Source organism: uncultured Roseobacter sp., from assembly GCF_947495275.1.
Classification (GTDB): Bacteria; Pseudomonadota; Alphaproteobacteria; order Rhodobacterales; family Rhodobacteraceae; genus Roseobacter.
On the sequence record NZ_CANLYL010000032.1, the window covers coordinates 1 to 15,623 of the forward strand.

Sequence of the window (15,623 nt, forward strand, 5' to 3'; positions counted from 1 at the left end):
GCGATGGTGGCGGACAAACCCGCCAGGCCGAACCGCCACGGCATACCCGACATGGAGGGTATGGAAGGCATGATGTAGAAGCGAACTTTTGCTTGCGGCATTGGAACCACTCTTTATGAGCCGCGAGCAGCATATTTCTGAAAACGGCTCGCACCAACGCCCCGACTTTTTCCAGTCGCTCTGCACCCTGAGTAGACCATGTCTGAAGGCTCCGCTTTCCAACATCAAATAGCTCCAAGCTGATCTGTGTAAGCGTTGAAAGCTGAAATGTAAGTTAGCTAGAGAATGCCCGCTGAAAATTCAGCAGGAAGTGTGTTTTCGAGTTTTAGAGCGGCGCGCAAGTGTGAGTTCCCTAAAATGAAATTCTTCTTTCGCGCGCCGCTGTTTCTCGAAGTGCCTAGGAAAGGACACCACAATGAAACTCAACACCAATACCATCTCGGAAAAGATGAAGTCCGTCAAAGCCAGCTGTGGAGGCGCACCCTTCGGGGAAAAAAGAACGCAGGCCTGGAGACATTACAACGCTGCTGAGGCCGCGCACAAAGCGAATGACGACATAAAGACGAAATACGAACTCGACGCTGCTAGGAAAGCCCTTGCGTAAAAAATAACGGCCGCGTGAAAAAGCGGGCCAGCTTGCGCAAATGCAGAATGTAATGCGGCGGGACCTGAACCGCAATCCATGATGGATTGCCCTACCTTGATTGGAAAAAACGTGAAAAATGTAAGTCTCGTAGCTGTCCTCATGACATCCGTCGCATTCTCCGCCAATGCAATGTCTGCCGAAATTGATACTGACGGCGACGGCATGGCGTCCTTCGCTGAGCTTCAGGTTTCATATCCTGAACTCACCGAGGAAATGTTCGGCGAGATCGACACAAATGGTGATGGACTCGTCGACGACGAGGAAATGGCTATCGCCGTCGAGCTTGGCAATCTCGCGGATCCTGAAACCGATGCCTGAAACCAAAGATTGGAGTGCGCGCTATGCAGAATCGTGAAGCTTTCAGATGGACCTTCACCGCCTCGGGGCTCTGGCTGATGTTGTCGCCATTCATGCTTCTCGGCGGCCAATCGGCTCTTAGCAATGCCCTCGTTGGCGATGCAGGACTGCTCATTCTCTCGGGGCTTTTGGCTTTGACCGTAGCGGGTTACGGCCACAACAAACACTACCTGGTCCAGACCTATCTGGGAGTTTCCTACGGTTTGATTTTGGTAGCGGCGCCTTGGCTGTTCGGATTCACCGAACCTGTGACCGCCTGGAATGCCGGCGTCGTCGGAACGGCTTTGGTTCTGGCGGGCCTTTATGTGGTGTTTCAAGAAATGCCGAAACACCACGCATAGTGAAGACACTGTGTGGGGCGGCAAACGCCCCACACTTCCAATCGTTGTCCTTGCCAATTCTACTCACCCTGCATCTCTTCCGGAGATGGCTATTGGCCATTGACCGCGAGTCGAACGCTTCGCGACTTATGGAGGATCGACCCGACTGTCCTTTTGAATCAGTGTATTAATCGCTGGTTGTGTGCGCCTCGTGTGCAATCCAAGGTGAAGGTCTGCAAAGCGCAAGGAAGCAGCCTTTTGCGCAAACGCAGCGAACTCACCCTTTGTCCGCACTTGGTGAGTTGGCCGGTCCAACAGTTTTGCCTGTGCAGCGAACGGCCGGAAAGCGGGCTGCCACCGCAGCATCTTGGGTGACGGGTGAACGGCAGGAACGGGCCGGGAACCCGGGTTTTGCTCGGCCCGCGATCCCAGTTGCTGCGCAGCATCCGAGGTCCGCAATTTGAGCGTAGAGGCACGGATGCTGCGAGGCGCATCAAATTAAGTGAAGCGTTGGGAGCCGACTTTGCTGCATCTCACGGCAGGTCTAAGAATGTAATGGCAGCCGCTGTGAGCTTATCTGGATCTACTCAGGTGTATTCAGGGCGTTCCCGCTTTTCGTAGAACCAGAAATGTCATCATGCCAAGCGGTGGGAGAGACCTTTGCTCTTCGACCTCTAGGGACGGTTCTTGCAATACCGTCTCCAGTTCGAAATCTGAGTGCCAGCCGATGATATTCGCGAAGGGTGCCGAAAGACGTTCGAGGAAAGCCAACAACCCTTTCTTGCGTACAAAGTGGTTCGTGATCACCACCCGCCCACCAGGTTTCAACACTCTTGCGATCTCTGCCATCACCTTCTCTGGCTCGGGCACAACGGAAAGCACATGCATCGCGGCGATCGTGTCAAAGCTGCAGTCGGGGAAACCCAGCGTCCGGGCATCCATCTGGCGCAACGCGACCACCTGTTTCAGATTCAGGTGCTCTACTTTGTGTTTCGCCTTTGCCAGCATGTCTGTGCTGAAATCAATCCCCGTGACCTGTAGGTCAGATTTGTAATGTTGCAGAGAAAGTCCAGTTCCAACGCCAACCTCAAGCACGGTGCCTTCCAAACCATTCATATATTCGACGGCCCGGCGCCTGCCGAAATTGGTCACTGCCCCAAAGGTCTTGTCATAAATCGGAGCCCAGCGGGCATAAGAGGTCTGAACGGCTTCGATTTCCATTCTACTTCTCCTTTTTGAACATGGCGGGCGTCTCCGCGACGAGACGCCAGATAACCATTCCAATGTATCCAAAACAGATTGCCAAAAGTGTGACCCAGGCAAAAGTCATCATAGCCGCCCCGACAAACGCGAACCCAAGCAAAAAGAACTTTACGTTCCCACGCGATATCCTGACGCTTTTGAACGACCATGTCGGGATACGGCTGATCATTGCCAAGCCTACGGCAACCATGTGAACGCAGATCAGCACATCCGGTAAGAGCGGTGCTTTGGCAAAGGCAAATGATGCGGACATTGGCAACAGTACCAGCAATGCTCCCGCAGGTGACGGGACACCGACAAAGCACTCATCGGATGCGGCTTGTTCATCATGGCATTCAGCCTTGCTTCCGACGTTGAAACGCGCCAACCGCAGTACGCAGCAAATTGCGTAGATCAGGACTGATATCCATGCAGCACTGCGCATGTCCTGCAAGGCCCAGAAATAGATGACCAAGGCCGGTGCAATGCCGAAATTGACGAAATCCGCCAATGAATCCAGTTCCGCACCCATTTTGCTGTCGCTGTTCAGCAACCGCGCAATCCTCCCGTCCAGACCATCAAGAACGCATGCGGCCACTATCAGTTGAACCGCCAATACATAATTGCCCTGGACGCCGAACCGGATTGCGGACAACCCCGCGCAGATCGCCGCAATGGTCAGCATGTTTGGGATCAGCTGGATCACAGCGAAATCAGTAATCGACTTGTCGGACTTATCAGCCATTCGTTGTCTCAGGCCCCCAAACGGGATCATTGTCGGTCAGAGCGGCAAGTACGGTTTCGCCCGCCACCATCGTCTGACCGATGCTGACCAGCGGCTCAACATCGCGGGGCAGATACACATCAAGACGTGAGCCGAACCGGATCAGGCCGAACCGTTCACCGGTTTGCATCTGTGCGCCGGCCTTCACAAAACAGACGATCCGTCGCGCAACCAGGCCCGCAATTTGCACAACGGCCATCTCCCGCCCGTCTGGCAAGCGCAGACACAGGCTGTTGCGCTCATTGTCAGCGCTGGCCTTGTCCAGAGAGGCATTAAAGAACTTGCCCGGACGATAAGCCACCGAAGTGATCTCACCTGCGATCGGGCTACGGTTCACATGGCAATTGAACACATTCATGAACACGCTGACACGAGTCAGGGGCGCATCTGCCATACCCAGTTCGGACGGCGGAACCGCTGGCTCGATCAACGATACGACACCATCCGCGGGGCTAACGATGAGCCCGGGCCTGGTTGGACTCACACGTTTCGGATCGCGAAAGAAATAGTAACACCAGATCGTCAGGCCCACACCCATCCATCCCAAAATGGGTGAAAGTAGGAACAGGCCAAGCGTGACAGTGGCAAAAATCGCGACGAACTTGGTGCCTTCGGGGTGCATTGGTTTGATGAATGTTCCAAACATGTTCATAGCAACTTCCCCCGGCGATCACTCAAACAACTGTCATAGGGCGCTCAAGGTCGAGTGCAAGCGCATTTCAATAGCCGTTCCGGACAAGCGCAGGACGAGTTCTCCTCTACGCTCACGATCGGTGGGATAGTTGTCATTGGAACCAGTTCAGGCAAGGTCGGCAATGTCTCGCGAATTGTGAGTTCGTCCTACTTCCGATTTTGCGGCCGCAGCGAACGGCAGGTATGACGGGTCGCACATCAGCATTGGGACCTATGGTTGAGTGACCGCAAAGGGCCGTCCTCACGAACGGCCCTTCAGTCTAGATTTCAATAGCTTCGGCAATGGCCAAGGCATCCTCAAGTTCCACACCAAGGTATCGAACCGTGCTGTCCATCTTGGTGTGGCCGAGGAGGAGTTGAACAGCTCTGAGGTTGCCTGTCTTCTTGTAGATCTGGGTCACCTTTGTTCGCCTCATCGAATGCGTGCCATATGCGCTCGCCTCTAGACCGATTGATGTGACCCAATCGCGGACGATCCGCGCATACTGGCGTGTCGAGATATGTAGGCGCTCATGAAAGCGGCCGGGCCATAGATATTCCGAGCCGACCATGAGCTCGTCTTCCATCCACTTCTCGACTGAAGCGCGTGTGCCTTCGGATATCTCAAATCGCACGGGTTTCTGTGTTTTACTTTGCAGGACAGAGGCGCGCTCCTTGATCTGACCCGATGCCATTACATCGACGACTTTCATCTTCACCAGGTCACAGCCGCGCAGTTTGCTGTCGATCGCCATGTTGAACAAAGCGAGGTCGCGATGGTTTTCTGCCAATTCAAGTCTAACTCGGATCGCCCAGACATGCTTCGGTTTTAGGGGTCGCTTTTGGCCAACGATGCGGCCCTTGTTCCAAGCAGGACGAAGTGCGCGAATAGCAGGCAAGTTTGGTGTTTCCATGACTGATCCTCCGATCCGCCATGCCCTCCCACAACGACAACCCGACGTTGACGGGGAAGCATATCACAGGATGCCGCGCTGCATCTGAGGTCCGGAATAAGCCTGAATGCGGAAGTGCCCAAATTCCGCTGCGAGCCCACGCAGCACGACAGCCTGCTGCATCGCAGAGGGGAACGCGGCCATCTAGGCAGCATGCAGCAATTCTGAAGCCATTATCAACACAACGTGGACAAAGCAGAGCTTCATCTTGTGAGCTGTCTTTCTAGTGAGCTTCCAGCCGTTCTGTGAGGAAGTCAACAAACGCTCGGACCTTCAGTGTCCGTCGTCAGGGATTTTATGACAGATGGCGGCGCTCTTCCTCGTGTCCGATGCGTCTTCCTTCGTGACAAGAGCGGCGCTCATCGCTGACGGCGGAAACTCGATCAACAAGTTCTGAGACCTCTCTCGCCAGCCTGGCGGTTTACGGGGCAGTGCCCATGCGCACCAACCCCGCAAATCCGCATTGCGGCCGGCAGTCTTCGCGGTCGGCCCATGAAGAGGCCTGCTTGCGCGAAATCATTATGCGATACCTGGCGAGGCACGACTCTGCTAGAAGTCGAGATTGCCCCGATGATCGCCTGAGCAGACAGGCTTGTCTAACATCGAGCGGCCTGGGCGTTCTCTACCCAGTGTTCGGTTTCGACAGCAAACACATGATCCAGGATTTCGGAATTGACGCGGTCGCGCATCGTGAAAGGGCCCAAGTGACCGGCGCCTGCCACGACTCGGCGCACCACGCGCGGGTTGAGCCTTTCAAGGCAGTCCGCAATAGCCATCGTGTGCGGATGGGTCTGCGCGCCGACCAGAACCGTGATCGGCTGATAGATGGTCGCGATGCGGCCCACGTTATCTTCGTGCAGCAGCGCCTCGAAATCCTTGATGACCTTTGGAATCCAGTCGATCAGGGCATCCTGACGCATTCGGCTTAGGGCAAGCCAGGCGCCGTATCCGCCCCAGAAATCCGAGAAGACTTCGGCGCTGAACGCGCGAAATCTTCTTCGATACTGGCTTGGAGGGAAGCAGCCAGCCTGACAATTTCCGCATGGAGCGTCCTGTCTGCTGCCGTTCCTGCCGACAGGTGGCTGAAAAGTGTCGGCTCGTATAGGCAAAGCGACTGCACGAGTTGCGGAACCGCACAGGCGACATGCAGCGCGACCGCGCCGCCATAGGAATGTCCGACGACATGACCCGGTTCGGCGACTTCTTCGATCAGCTCGATGACATGCGCGGCTTCGTGCTTGAGGCGAAAGGCTTTCGATGCGTCGACATGCCCACGGATTCTCGTTCCCAGAAAGTCGGGCGCGATTAGGGTGACCTTGCCCTTGAAAACCGAGCCCAGGCTGGATCATTGCAATCCGTCCGCGCCAGAGCAATGCAGCGCCACGACCGGCGAGAGCCTCTTGGCCTCGTTTGAAGCGCGCATGTGCGCGCTGTTTGCGTCAATTCATTCATCTCAAATGCCTTTCCGTGATCGCCGGGTGTTCTGGTGTCTTCGCGCCTAAGGCGCAACGCGCTGCGTCAGATCGGTTTCCCGGCGACGGCATGGAACGCGGGCACCGAGATCGCCTTGATAACTTCGGCCCGGATCCTGGCTGAGCAGCGCTGTTCCAAGCGCTGGCGTTCGTCCGACGTCAGTTGGTCGATCTCCCAGCGATAACCGGATCCCATCGCGATGGTCCACCAGTCCCGAGGTGTCGCAAGAGGCTGTCGGTCGGGTGCAGGGTGAACTTCCGGCGAGACATTTGTGGCGGAAGCGATCAGATCTTCGATCGCGTTCCTGCTCGTGAGGCGTTCCCAGGCGCGCAGTGGCTCGGGGATGTCCGGACGCAGAGTGCCGAGTTCCTCCGTAAAGATCGCGGCGCCAGGCTGGAAAGCGTCCTTGCCCCAGAATGTCATGACCAGTCGGCCGCCGGGCTGCAGGACGCGCCAGAGCTCCGCGATTTGCGCCTGAACGTCCTCGACGAAAAAGACCGAGAAGACCGAGATGACAGCGTCAAAGGTCTCTGACGGGAATCTCAGCGAAGTCATGTCCATCCGCTCGAAGCGAATGTTCGACAACCTTTGAGCTTTAGCTTTCATGCGGGCGCGCGTGAGCATTGCCTCCGCAATGTCGATCCCGATCACCGAGCCGGTCGGACCAACGGTCGAGGCAGCGGGCAGAGCCGATGCGCCGGTCCCGCAGCCGACATCTAGAACGCTCTCGCCCGGTCGCAAACTAGCATGGTGAACGGCCCGGCGCCCGTGTCGGTCCCAGAAACTGAGCGGGGCCAGGTCGAAGTGGTCGGCGGCGGACTCGTAGGTTGCGGCGACCCTTGAACGCCTGGGATTGCCGAGTAGTGTCATGAAGAAGATCCTTGTGGGATGGAGGCCCCGCCGGTATCAGGCGGGGCATTAAGTGTCAGCCTTCCGAACCGGTCGCCACAGGGTGATCGTCCGTCGAACCCCAATCCGCCAACGACCGGTCGCAGATGCCGATGCGAGGCGCGGCGATCGCGCGCACAGGGCTGCAATCCCCCGCCCGCGCAGCTGTGTTTCTGCTTCAGCCCGTTGTCACTGGTAGATCGCCTGCCGATCCCCATTCCGCCCAGGAGCGGTGATAGACGCGCAGACGCGGTACATCGAGCAAGCGCAACGCGAGATAGCTGTGCGACGAGGCAAGCCCGTTCTGGCAATGCATGATGACGTCACTGTTCTGGGTAATGCCATACCCTTCGAAATGCGCAGCCAACGCATCTGCTGTTAGAAAGCGGCCATCCTCGTCGAGGTTCTGCGACCATGGCACATTGATCGCCCAGGGAATGTGTCCTTCGGCGAAGAGCCTGGGCGGACGCACGTCGATCAGAACCGCGCCGGGCTGATCCTTGTGGGCGAGCACATCCTGCGCGGTGGCGTGGCGGCGGGGCGTGAGCGTGACCTCGAAGCGAGCCGGTTTGCCCCCGCCCTGATCGCGCGTGACAGTACCTCCTGCGTTCAGCCAACCTGTCCATCCGCCGTTCAGAACCGAGACCTCGCGGTGGCCGAAATACTCCAGCAACCAGAACATCCGCGCGGCATGGAACCCGCCCCGGTCGTCGTAGAAAATGATACGCTGGTCCTGGGCGATGCCGAGCGCGCCTAGCATCGCCTCGATCTTCGGCACCGGCCGCAAGGCACCCGCCACCGCACCGAATTCGGCGGCGACAGCGTCGGCAGGCAGATGCCGCGCACCTGGGATATGTCCGGCGTCGAAATCTTTCTTGGGACGCAGGTCGATCAAGGTGCTGCCGTACACAACCGCCCCCATAGCCTTCATCGTCATGTCCGACAGCAAGCTTTGTGGTTCTTTCAGGAATCGCGGATTCGGGTATCCGTCCGCCAGGGCAAGGCTGACACTGGGAATGCAGGTCGCCGAGACACCCAGCGCGAGCATCAGGATGGAACGGCGTGAGAGAGTGGTGGTCATCTGATCAATCCTTTCGTTCACGCTGGCATCTCGACGAGCCGCAGATAGGGGACCGGGGCCTCCCAGCCGCCCGGAAAGCGGGCGCGCGCCTCGGTGTCGGAGACCGACGAGGCGATCGCCACCTTGTCGCCCTGCTGCCAGTTGGCTGGTGTCGCCAGTTGCTGACGGGCGGTCAGCTGCAGGCTGTCAATGGCGCGCAGGATCTCGTTGAAATCACGCCCCGTCGTCATCGGATAGGACAGCGTCAGCTTGATCTGCTTATCCGGCCCGATCACAAAAAGCGTGCGCGCGGTCGCGTTGTCCATCGCGGTGCGCGCCACCGTTTCGTCTGCCTCCGCGGGCAGCATGTCATAAAGCTTTGCCACCTTCAGATCGACATCACCGATCAGTGGGTAATTGGGCGCATGTCCCGTGGCCGTTCGGATGTCATCGGACCAGCGGCTGTGGTCTTCGACCTTGTCGAGCGACAGCCCGATGATCTTGACACCGCGGCGTTCGAACTCGGGCTTCATGCGGGCCATGACGCCTGCTTCGGTCGTGCAGACGGGGGTAAAATCCTTTGGATGAGAAAAGAGAACGCACCAGGCATCGCCGATCCAATTGTGAAACCAGATCATGCCTTCTGTGGTGTGCGCGGTGAAATTGGGCGCGGTGCTGTTGATCGCCAATGGCATGTCAAATCCTATCGTTAAAGTTTCCGTACGTGCCGGGAACCCCGGCATAGGAAAGATTTACGCAGCGCCATGCGGGCGATCCTGAATGTCTTGTGAAAAAGTTCTGAAACCGTTCAGGCGGACATCAGTTCGCGCTGCAGGCGCCGGAAGCGCGCGCTCTGCCGGACCGGGCGGAAGCCTTCGTCGGCGTCGATGCTGAAAAAGCCGCGCCAGCCGCGCGACAGCAGAAAGTCGATCCGCTCCAGCGCCGAAGAGACATCGCCGAGCCGCGCAAAGCCGAGGGCGCGGTAATACTCCAGCGGGCTGTTATGATGCGGCAGGCTGTCCAGCAAGGCGCCAGCGCCCTGCGCGTCGCCAAGCTGGGCCAGCAGCGGGCCGAGACCGTAGAGGGCGCGCAGGGCCGTAGGGTCGATCTCCAGCTCTGCGCGGATCTTGCGCAGCGCCCGCTCTGCATGGATGCGGGCGCGAGCGGGGTCCTGACGCTCCAGATAGCGTGCGGCCAGAAGATCGCCGGTGAAGCCGGCGGGGTCGAGATCAGCGGCCCGCATCGCCAAAGCTGCGGCACTGCGATGGTTGCCTGCGGCCATGACGTGGATCGCCGCTTCCAAATGCAACTGTGCGTCGCCCCGCGCCAGCGATAATGCCTTGGCGATCTCGCGCTGTCCGGCGGCCTTCCGCCCCACTGCGATCTGCGCCGCACCGGTCGCCAAATAGCCTTCAGCATGGTCAGGCGCGCGCCGGATCGCCGCCTCCGCCTCGATCAAGGCACTGTCGATCAGACCGGCCCCCTCGGACCAGTAGACGTGACGCTTGAGCAGCGCCATAGCGTAAAGCGCCCGGGTTTCGCCATCGTCCGGCGCGAGCGCCACAGCCTGTGAGGCTAGGGCGGTGAAATCCCGCAACGCGCCCTCATAGGCGCGCCCAAGACAGCTTCGCGCCTCCAGACAGAGCGCATATGCTTCAATTGATGGAACTGATCCTTCGGCGCGTTTAGTCGTGCCGGACGCTCCGGCCTCGCGCAGCAGCGGCGCGGCCATCCGGTAGCCGCCCCGCGGAATCGTTGCGATCAACTGCCTGTTGTCCAGCTTGCGTCGCAGCTCCGAAACCACCTGCGAGAGGCTTTCATCACTGACCGTGACGTCAAGCCAGACCCGGTCCAGAAGTGTGTCACGGCTGAAGGTCTCGCCCGGCGCTTCGGCGAAAACCTGCACCAGCCTGATGGCCCGGGGCGAGAGAACCACACTCCGGGTGCCGCGCTCTGCTCGCCGCGAAGGCACGTCAATCCGCCATCCGTCCAATACCAAAACCATACCACACCACCTGTGCCCAAGAATTTGTGCAACAGTCCTATGCCGATCGAATATCATATGAATAGGCCGTTGCGGTCAAATACACACAGTTGTGAGGGCATGATATCGGTGTGACGCAGCAGCTCGAGGCACCCCAACGCTCTCGGTACTGCCTATACAGCTTCAAAGTTTACATTATCGAAGCTGGTCGGAGCAGAGGATTGAATTCGAAACCAGCAGTTTTGACATCAACGAAAGCGTGGTTTGTGCCAGCCTTTCTAAACCAGCCAGCAATGACCGTTTCCGCGACATGGGCTGCAACGCAGCGAGAAGCCCTCCGTATTTGCAAAGCGATGCTGCGCCAGCGAAGGTCGAGAATCCTAGGTCGGTTTTGTCACGCTCTTGAGACCTCAGACAGGTTTAAAATCGCGCAGGTGCAGCGAATGGCGGCTATGCGGACTGCGATCGCAGCATCTTGAATAGTTGGCCAATGGCAGCAGTGGGCCGGAAATGCTATATTTTGGCTTTCCCGGTGGCGCGCAGCGCCACTGTAGCCTTCTATAGCTGAATCTGGAAGATCTGCTGGGAAGGGTCAGATGCAACGCTTACGAATGATCGAGGATATGCGGATTGAGGAACTCGCGAAGTGCTCACAGAAAGCGCATGGCCATTGATTAGCTGGGATCTGATTGCGTAGGGTTCGGGAATGATAAAGCCGAACGATGTTACAAAGGTTTTTGCGATACTTGATGGCGACGAAGCAGAGAGTGCTCAGGCTTCATTCTTCAAGAACTATAGCAGGAACTCTTCTATTTTCTCAGATCCACTTAAGTGGCTGGACCTCGATAAGGATGGTACCTTCTTGCGTGCCGGCATCAGCGACATCAATGACCGCACTGACACGCTTATCTCGGAGTTCTCGCAGGACAAAGAAATAGAACTTATGCAGGAAGTCTTGCTAGCGACTGCGGCTAAGCCAGGGGACGTGGTTTCTTTTGGGTCGCAGGAGAGTTTCATTTGGCTGCTACCATATTCAAGGCCATCGGAAACACACGCAAGAGCGTTGCTCGTTTCCTTCAATCTTGTTGCAGACAGTCTTGAGTATTTCAATCATGATGCTGGCCTTACCATTGCCGAAAAGCGTATCACAGCCCAGTTGATTGTCGGAAAGAGCCTGCGTAGCGCTGCCTATGATGACGCGGTATCCGTTGAAACAAAACGCAGCCAACTCAAAGCCACTTGTCTCAAATTGGCTTGCAACGGTCAAAACGATCTAATCCGTACAACCATGGGACAGCTTGTACACCTGTTGAACTTGAGCGGCAGCGAGGGCGACCGGGATCAAATCACAGAAGATTTCGTAGCCGACTACTGCCCGGCTGGGACACACTTCAAACTTCATAGGCTTGAAGATGATCGATTTTTACGCGTCATTGAATGTGGTCCTAGTGATGGCAAACCTATCATCTTATTTCATAGCATGACCTTTGCTCCGCTTCTGACGAGCGCAATCTCAGAACTAGATAAGCTTGATATAAGGCTCATAATGCCGGTGCGACCTGGCTACCTTGAAAGTGCTGTTGTGCTCTTTGAAAAAGAAGGTATTGACCAGTTTTGCGGTGATATTGCCAGTTACAAAAAGCTCTCTAAATATCGATCTGGTCCTATTCTTGGGCATGGTTTCGCAGGGACTGTTGCATTGAGATACGCAGAGCTTTACCCAAAATCAGTCTCATCAATCGCACTTCTTTCGTTTCCCGTTCGGAGTGAAGCCCTTGAGCGAGACTCACTGCAGAGGCGCTTTTTCGGTAGTTTTGCCAAGCTAGCCACTTCACCAGAGATTTTTCGTTTGTTGGCAAAGGAATTCCGTCGACGCTATGCGACCCCAAAATCGATGAGGCGCGCATTGCAGAGACTGTTTCGCGAAAGTCCATCGGATGTAGCTGCTCTTGAAGGCCAGGGCTCCGGGCAGCCTGCCTATCCGGCGTTGCAGGTTAGTTTCCAATCGTCTTATGTTGGTGTGGCAGACGATTTTTATACTTTTTACAAAGAGTTATTCGGAAAGTTGTTTGAAACGGCTAAACTACCCCTGTTGGCAATACACGGTGCCGCGGACCGAGCTAACCCACTGGCGGCGATTGAAGTCTTATTGGACAGCACACGTGGAGATCATCTGGCCGTTATCGATGGTGGCGGACAGTTCTGTTTTGTCTCCCATCCTGCAGAGGTATGGGAGCAGATAGCAAGATGGGCTGTGATTGATGCGCATAACTGACCAGACTATGAGCACTACTGCCCAGACACAAAACACCAATTAGGATCACGTCACCCATTTGGGTGAAAACTTCTAGTAAGGTCTGGGCTAAAATAACCTCATTCAGACGGATGCCGTTGTGAGATGGTGCCAAGGTATTTGATGAGGTGGAATTTATGAAAGAGTGCGATTTAGTTCTCAAAGGTGGGGTGACATCCGGCCTTGCTTACCCGCAAGCTATATCGAAGATTGGTGAACACTATCGGTTGCGCTCGATCGGAGGAACATCGGCAGGCTCCATGGCGGCAGCGCTCGCAGCAGCAGCCGAATACCGTCGACAAACCGACAAAAACTTTGCGGGCTACGAAAAGTTCAAAGTGATCGACGCGCAACTTGCGAGCGATATGAGAGCAATGTTGCAGCCCTCTGAAGCTCTTGCCCCACTTTATCAAATCGGAGTTGACTACCTTGAGCGTGACGGTCTTGGAGATAGCTTTTTAGAGCGTGCCAAAAATCTCTGGAAGTATTATCGACTCCTGAAGCCATACAGACAAGATGCAAAGCCAGCTGCGCGTCGCAACGGAGGCGCAGTTGCGGGCGGAGGTATTCTTGCCTCTTTCGCTCTTGGTGGAGGCGGACTTGCAGGCGCTGGACTGGTTGGTGGTGTAGGTCTCTACGCGATCCAAGTGCTCTACAAGACACTGCGAAATATCCAGAAGGAGCTTCAAGCGCATGACTTTGGCGTCCTCCCTGGCACAACTCAAGGAGATCAGCCCAAGGCAGCCATAATTGATTGGCTTGCTGATCGCGTCGATGAAATTGCAGGGAATTGGCCTGATGGTATGGCACCTGAAAAGCCGTTGACCGCAAAAGATCTTAGGTCTCACGACATCAAGCTGTCAGCCGTTACAACAGATCTCTCATCTCGACGGCCGTTCCAACTTCCGTTCAGTTTCTCCGAACATCATTATTTCAGAGAGCATGAGATGAACGCCGTGATACCGCCCCGCGTCGTGCGTTGGATGATTAAGATTGCGAAGGGCAAAGAGAAACAGATCACAATCGACGGTAGGTCAGAAACACTGTACCCGCTGCCGGACTACGACAATTTTCCTGTCATTCTAACGACACGCATGTCGATGAGCTTTCCTGGGCTAATCCAAGCCGTTCCTCTTTGGCGGGTCGACAAGACCACGAAAAAGTGGGCTCGGTGTTTGTTCTCGGACGGTGGAATATCTTCCAATCTGCCCGTTCATATGTTCGATGACTGGTTGCCGGATCGCCCGACCTTCGCTGTTTCATTGGGTTCCTATGATGAGGAACGGCACGGGCGCGACAATGGTAGTATCGAAAGCCGGGTGCGGTTCTCCGACAAAGTTCAAGACGTCTTGGAATATCCAGCATACAGGATTAGCGGAATACTCGGTTTCCTGGGAGCGATGTTTTACAGCGCGAAAGACTGGCAGGACAATTTGCAGAGCAACTTGACAGGGTTCAGAGAGCGGGTTGCTGAAATCCTATTGGACAAGTCACAAGGTGGGTTAAACCTTGATATGTCTGAGGAGGAAATCAGAATACTGCAAAGCTACGGCAAGCTGGCGGGAGAAAAGATCGTTTCTAAGTTTGACTTCGATGAGAACCGCTACAGGCGCGCCCTCTCAATTTTGCCAATACTCGGTAGCAACCTTGCTGGTGCCGCAAAGGTTATCACTGAACACCCGCCCAGTAGTGATGAGGCGCTGGCTCAAACGTATTTGGAGCTTCTTCAAACTCATGCTTCTGATGCATTTGAGCAGTCTGACGAGTGGCGTGACAATGCGCTGGTGCCCTTTGTAGAACAACTGGCAGCACTAGGAGCAACAGAGGAAGTCAGACGGCTGTCGGAAGGCAAACTTCCTCACACCGATGCGAAGCTAAGCTTGACTGCCACTCCAGAAATGACACGGCCCCAAGGAGCGGTCGGCCAGCCAATCGCGTAGCTGCCGAGGCATCATAGTAATTTGATAAATAGACTTTGCTTTTGTGACTATTGGAGACTCCTCTTGTTTGAACCAATTTCAACTGCGTTAATGACGGCTGGGGCTGCTTTGATGAACAATCTCAGCAGACCGACATCCAAATCCCAGTTTTTTGTGCGCACGGTCCCGGTAAGAACGGGCAACAAGAGAATTAGGTATGAGGCTTGCCCCCCCGCTCTGAAGTCGATGCTCAAAGTACTTAAACAAAGACATTGTGGGGGGCTATGGGACGTCATCTGATTTTGACTGTTCATGGAATTGGTGAACAAAAGGCTGGCGAGACGGTGGATGCGATCGTCGGCACAGCGGTATCGACCATGCCGGACGCAGAGCCGGTTAAGATTCAGTCGGACAAGATCGATTTACCAGACCGGACCTTTTCGCGAGACGGGGGGCAGACGCCGATGTTTCCGATACATATTCGTCGTGTGCGACCGGAGCCGGAGCAGGACGACACCCGCGACGCGGTTTTTGCTGAGGTTTATTGGGCCGATAAGTCACCGGCACCAAATGGATTTTTCTTAACCGCCTTTGATCTTCTAAGGGTCATATTGGGGTTGGGTTATATCGCCATGGACAATGTATCGAACGTTGGCACCCGATTTGCCGGGTTCTTTGTTCACATGTTCACGTGGATTTTGTTCGCAGGCATTGCAGCGGCTAATGGGGTGTTGCTGATCGGGGTCGGATTGCTGGCATTGAACCTTGTGGTCGTCCCACTTGAGGCTGATGCTGCGCGGTGGCTGTTTCTGGTGCACGGCGGTGTCGTGGTCATTATTGGGGTATATTTTTGGGACTACAAGTGCACCAGCTTCTATAGGAAAGTCTATGTCCATTCCTATTTGGTGCGCCTGTTCGGTGGCGGGATGCTAGTGTTTGGCCTTGCGATCTCGATTGATCCTCCCCCGCTGAAGTGGTCCGGCCCTATAGTTAGGAAACGGAGGATCAAAGATGGGAATCAAACGACACAAG

General features: G+C 55.9%; 16 protein-coding genes. 6 read left to right on the plus strand and 10 right to left on the minus strand.

From position 1 onward, the window contains the following. Positions 1-415 precede the first annotated feature (415 nt). From Q0802_RS24080 to Q0802_RS24090, 3 genes are all read left to right on the plus strand, one after another. Complete coding sequence (locus Q0802_RS24080; protein WP_263845038.1) at positions 416-604, plus strand: hypothetical protein; 189 nt, start codon at positions 416-418, stop codon at positions 602-604. Between the two features lie 141 nt (positions 605-745). Then, on the plus strand, positions 746-964 hold the full coding sequence (locus Q0802_RS24085) for a hypothetical protein (protein ID WP_298922530.1): 219 nt from the start codon (positions 746-748) through the stop codon (positions 962-964). Positions 965-987: 23 nt separating this feature from the next. Beyond that, on the plus strand, positions 988-1,344 hold the full coding sequence (locus tag Q0802_RS24090) for an SPW repeat protein (RefSeq protein ID WP_298922532.1): 357 nt from the start codon (positions 988-990) through the stop codon (positions 1,342-1,344). A 576-nt stretch (positions 1,345-1,920) separates the two neighbouring features. Here Q0802_RS24090 and Q0802_RS24095 read toward each other — a convergent pair. From Q0802_RS24095 to Q0802_RS24140, 10 genes are all read right to left on the minus strand, one after another. Beyond that, positions 1,921-2,544, minus strand: a complete 624-nt coding sequence (locus tag Q0802_RS24095) for a class I SAM-dependent methyltransferase (RefSeq protein ID WP_219505790.1) — start codon at positions 2,542-2,544, stop codon at positions 1,921-1,923. A gap of 1 nt (position 2,545) precedes the next feature. Next, a complete protein-coding gene (pssA, locus tag Q0802_RS24100) occupies positions 2,546-3,310 on the minus strand; it encodes a CDP-diacylglycerol--serine O-phosphatidyltransferase (protein WP_298922535.1) in 765 nt (254 codons plus the stop codon). Then, on the minus strand, positions 3,303-4,001 hold the full coding sequence (locus tag Q0802_RS24105; RefSeq protein ID WP_219505786.1) for a phosphatidylserine decarboxylase: 699 nt from the start codon (positions 3,999-4,001) through the stop codon (positions 3,303-3,305). Before Q0802_RS24105 ends, pssA begins: the two co-directional genes overlap by 8 nt. A 301-nt stretch (positions 4,002-4,302) precedes the next feature. After that, a complete protein-coding gene (locus tag Q0802_RS24110) occupies positions 4,303-4,935 on the minus strand; it encodes a tyrosine-type recombinase/integrase (RefSeq protein ID WP_093037018.1) in 633 nt (210 codons plus the stop codon). Positions 4,936-5,570: 635 nt separating this feature from the next. Continuing rightward, on the minus strand, positions 5,571-5,894 hold the full coding sequence (locus Q0802_RS24115) for a hypothetical protein (RefSeq protein WP_219505782.1): 324 nt from the start codon (positions 5,892-5,894) through the stop codon (positions 5,571-5,573). Positions 5,895-5,899: 5 nt separating this feature from the next. Beyond that, positions 5,900-6,313 (minus strand): alpha/beta fold hydrolase, encoded by a 414-nt coding sequence (locus Q0802_RS24785; protein ID WP_366523354.1) that lies wholly within the window; start codon positions 6,311-6,313, stop codon positions 5,900-5,902. A gap of 179 nt (positions 6,314-6,492) precedes the next feature. After that, positions 6,493-7,317, minus strand: a complete 825-nt coding sequence (locus Q0802_RS24125; RefSeq protein ID WP_298922540.1) for a methyltransferase domain-containing protein — start codon at positions 7,315-7,317, stop codon at positions 6,493-6,495. A 196-nt stretch (positions 7,318-7,513) separates the two neighbouring features. Then, a complete protein-coding gene (locus tag Q0802_RS24130; protein ID WP_298922541.1) occupies positions 7,514-8,416 on the minus strand; it encodes a sulfurtransferase in 903 nt (300 codons plus the stop codon). A 17-nt stretch (positions 8,417-8,433) separates the two neighbouring features. Further along, positions 8,434-9,090 (minus strand): peroxiredoxin, encoded by a 657-nt coding sequence (locus Q0802_RS24135; RefSeq protein ID WP_219505777.1) that lies wholly within the window; start codon positions 9,088-9,090, stop codon positions 8,434-8,436. A 113-nt stretch (positions 9,091-9,203) separates the two neighbouring features. Continuing rightward, positions 9,204-10,400 (minus strand): winged helix-turn-helix domain-containing protein, encoded by a 1,197-nt coding sequence (locus Q0802_RS24140; protein WP_298922542.1) that lies wholly within the window; start codon positions 10,398-10,400, stop codon positions 9,204-9,206. A gap of 685 nt (positions 10,401-11,085) precedes the next feature. On the opposite strand from Q0802_RS24140, the gene Q0802_RS24145 reads away from it, so the two are divergent. The 3 genes from Q0802_RS24145 to Q0802_RS24155 form a co-directional block, all read left to right on the plus strand. Beyond that, complete coding sequence (locus Q0802_RS24145) at positions 11,086-12,654, plus strand: alpha/beta hydrolase (protein WP_298922543.1); 1,569 nt, start codon at positions 11,086-11,088, stop codon at positions 12,652-12,654. 155 nt (positions 12,655-12,809) lie between these two features. Further along, the gene (locus Q0802_RS24150; RefSeq protein ID WP_298922544.1) at positions 12,810-14,612 is read left to right on the plus strand and encodes a patatin-like phospholipase family protein; all 1,803 of its coding nucleotides are present in this window, start codon (positions 12,810-12,812) and stop codon (positions 14,610-14,612) included. A 263-nt stretch (positions 14,613-14,875) separates the two neighbouring features. Beyond that, on the plus strand, positions 14,876-15,623 hold a 748-nt coding region (locus Q0802_RS24155; protein ID WP_298922545.1), incomplete at its 3' end, for a hypothetical protein.

Excerpts from the sequence above, each read along its gene's own strand:
- Q0802_RS24130 (WP_298922541.1), bottom strand. The coding sequence starts at position 8,416 with ATGACCACCACTCTCTCACGCCGTTCCATCCTGATGCTCGCGCTGGGT.
- Q0802_RS24125 (WP_298922540.1), bottom strand. The coding sequence starts at position 7,317 with ATGACACTACTCGGCAATCCCAGGCGTTCAAGGGTCGCCGCAACCTAC.
- Q0802_RS24150 (WP_298922544.1), top strand. The coding sequence starts at position 12,810 with ATGAAAGAGTGCGATTTAGTTCTCAAAGGTGGGGTGACATCCGGCCTT.
- Q0802_RS24090 (WP_298922532.1), top strand. The coding sequence starts at position 988 with ATGCAGAATCGTGAAGCTTTCAGATGGACCTTCACCGCCTCGGGGCTC.
- pssA (WP_298922535.1), bottom strand. The coding sequence starts at position 3,310 with ATGGCTGATAAGTCCGACAAGTCGATTACTGATTTCGCTGTGATCCAG.
- Q0802_RS24105 (WP_219505786.1), bottom strand. The coding sequence starts at position 4,001 with ATGAACATGTTTGGAACATTCATCAAACCAATGCACCCCGAAGGCACC.
- Q0802_RS24145 (WP_298922543.1), top strand. The coding sequence starts at position 11,086 with ATGATAAAGCCGAACGATGTTACAAAGGTTTTTGCGATACTTGATGGC.
- Q0802_RS24110 (WP_093037018.1), bottom strand. The coding sequence starts at position 4,935 with ATGGAAACACCAAACTTGCCTGCTATTCGCGCACTTCGTCCTGCTTGG.
- Q0802_RS24135 (WP_219505777.1), bottom strand. The coding sequence starts at position 9,090 with ATGCCATTGGCGATCAACAGCACCGCGCCCAATTTCACCGCGCACACC.
- Q0802_RS24080 (WP_263845038.1), top strand. The coding sequence starts at position 416 with ATGAAACTCAACACCAATACCATCTCGGAAAAGATGAAGTCCGTCAAA.
- Q0802_RS24085 (WP_298922530.1), top strand. The coding sequence starts at position 746 with ATGACATCCGTCGCATTCTCCGCCAATGCAATGTCTGCCGAAATTGAT.
- Q0802_RS24140 (WP_298922542.1), bottom strand. The coding sequence starts at position 10,400 with ATGGTTTTGGTATTGGACGGATGGCGGATTGACGTGCCTTCGCGGCGA.
- Q0802_RS24115 (WP_219505782.1), bottom strand. The coding sequence starts at position 5,894 with ATGCGTCAGGATGCCCTGATCGACTGGATTCCAAAGGTCATCAAGGAT.
- Q0802_RS24095 (WP_219505790.1), bottom strand. The coding sequence starts at position 2,544 with ATGGAAATCGAAGCCGTTCAGACCTCTTATGCCCGCTGGGCTCCGATT.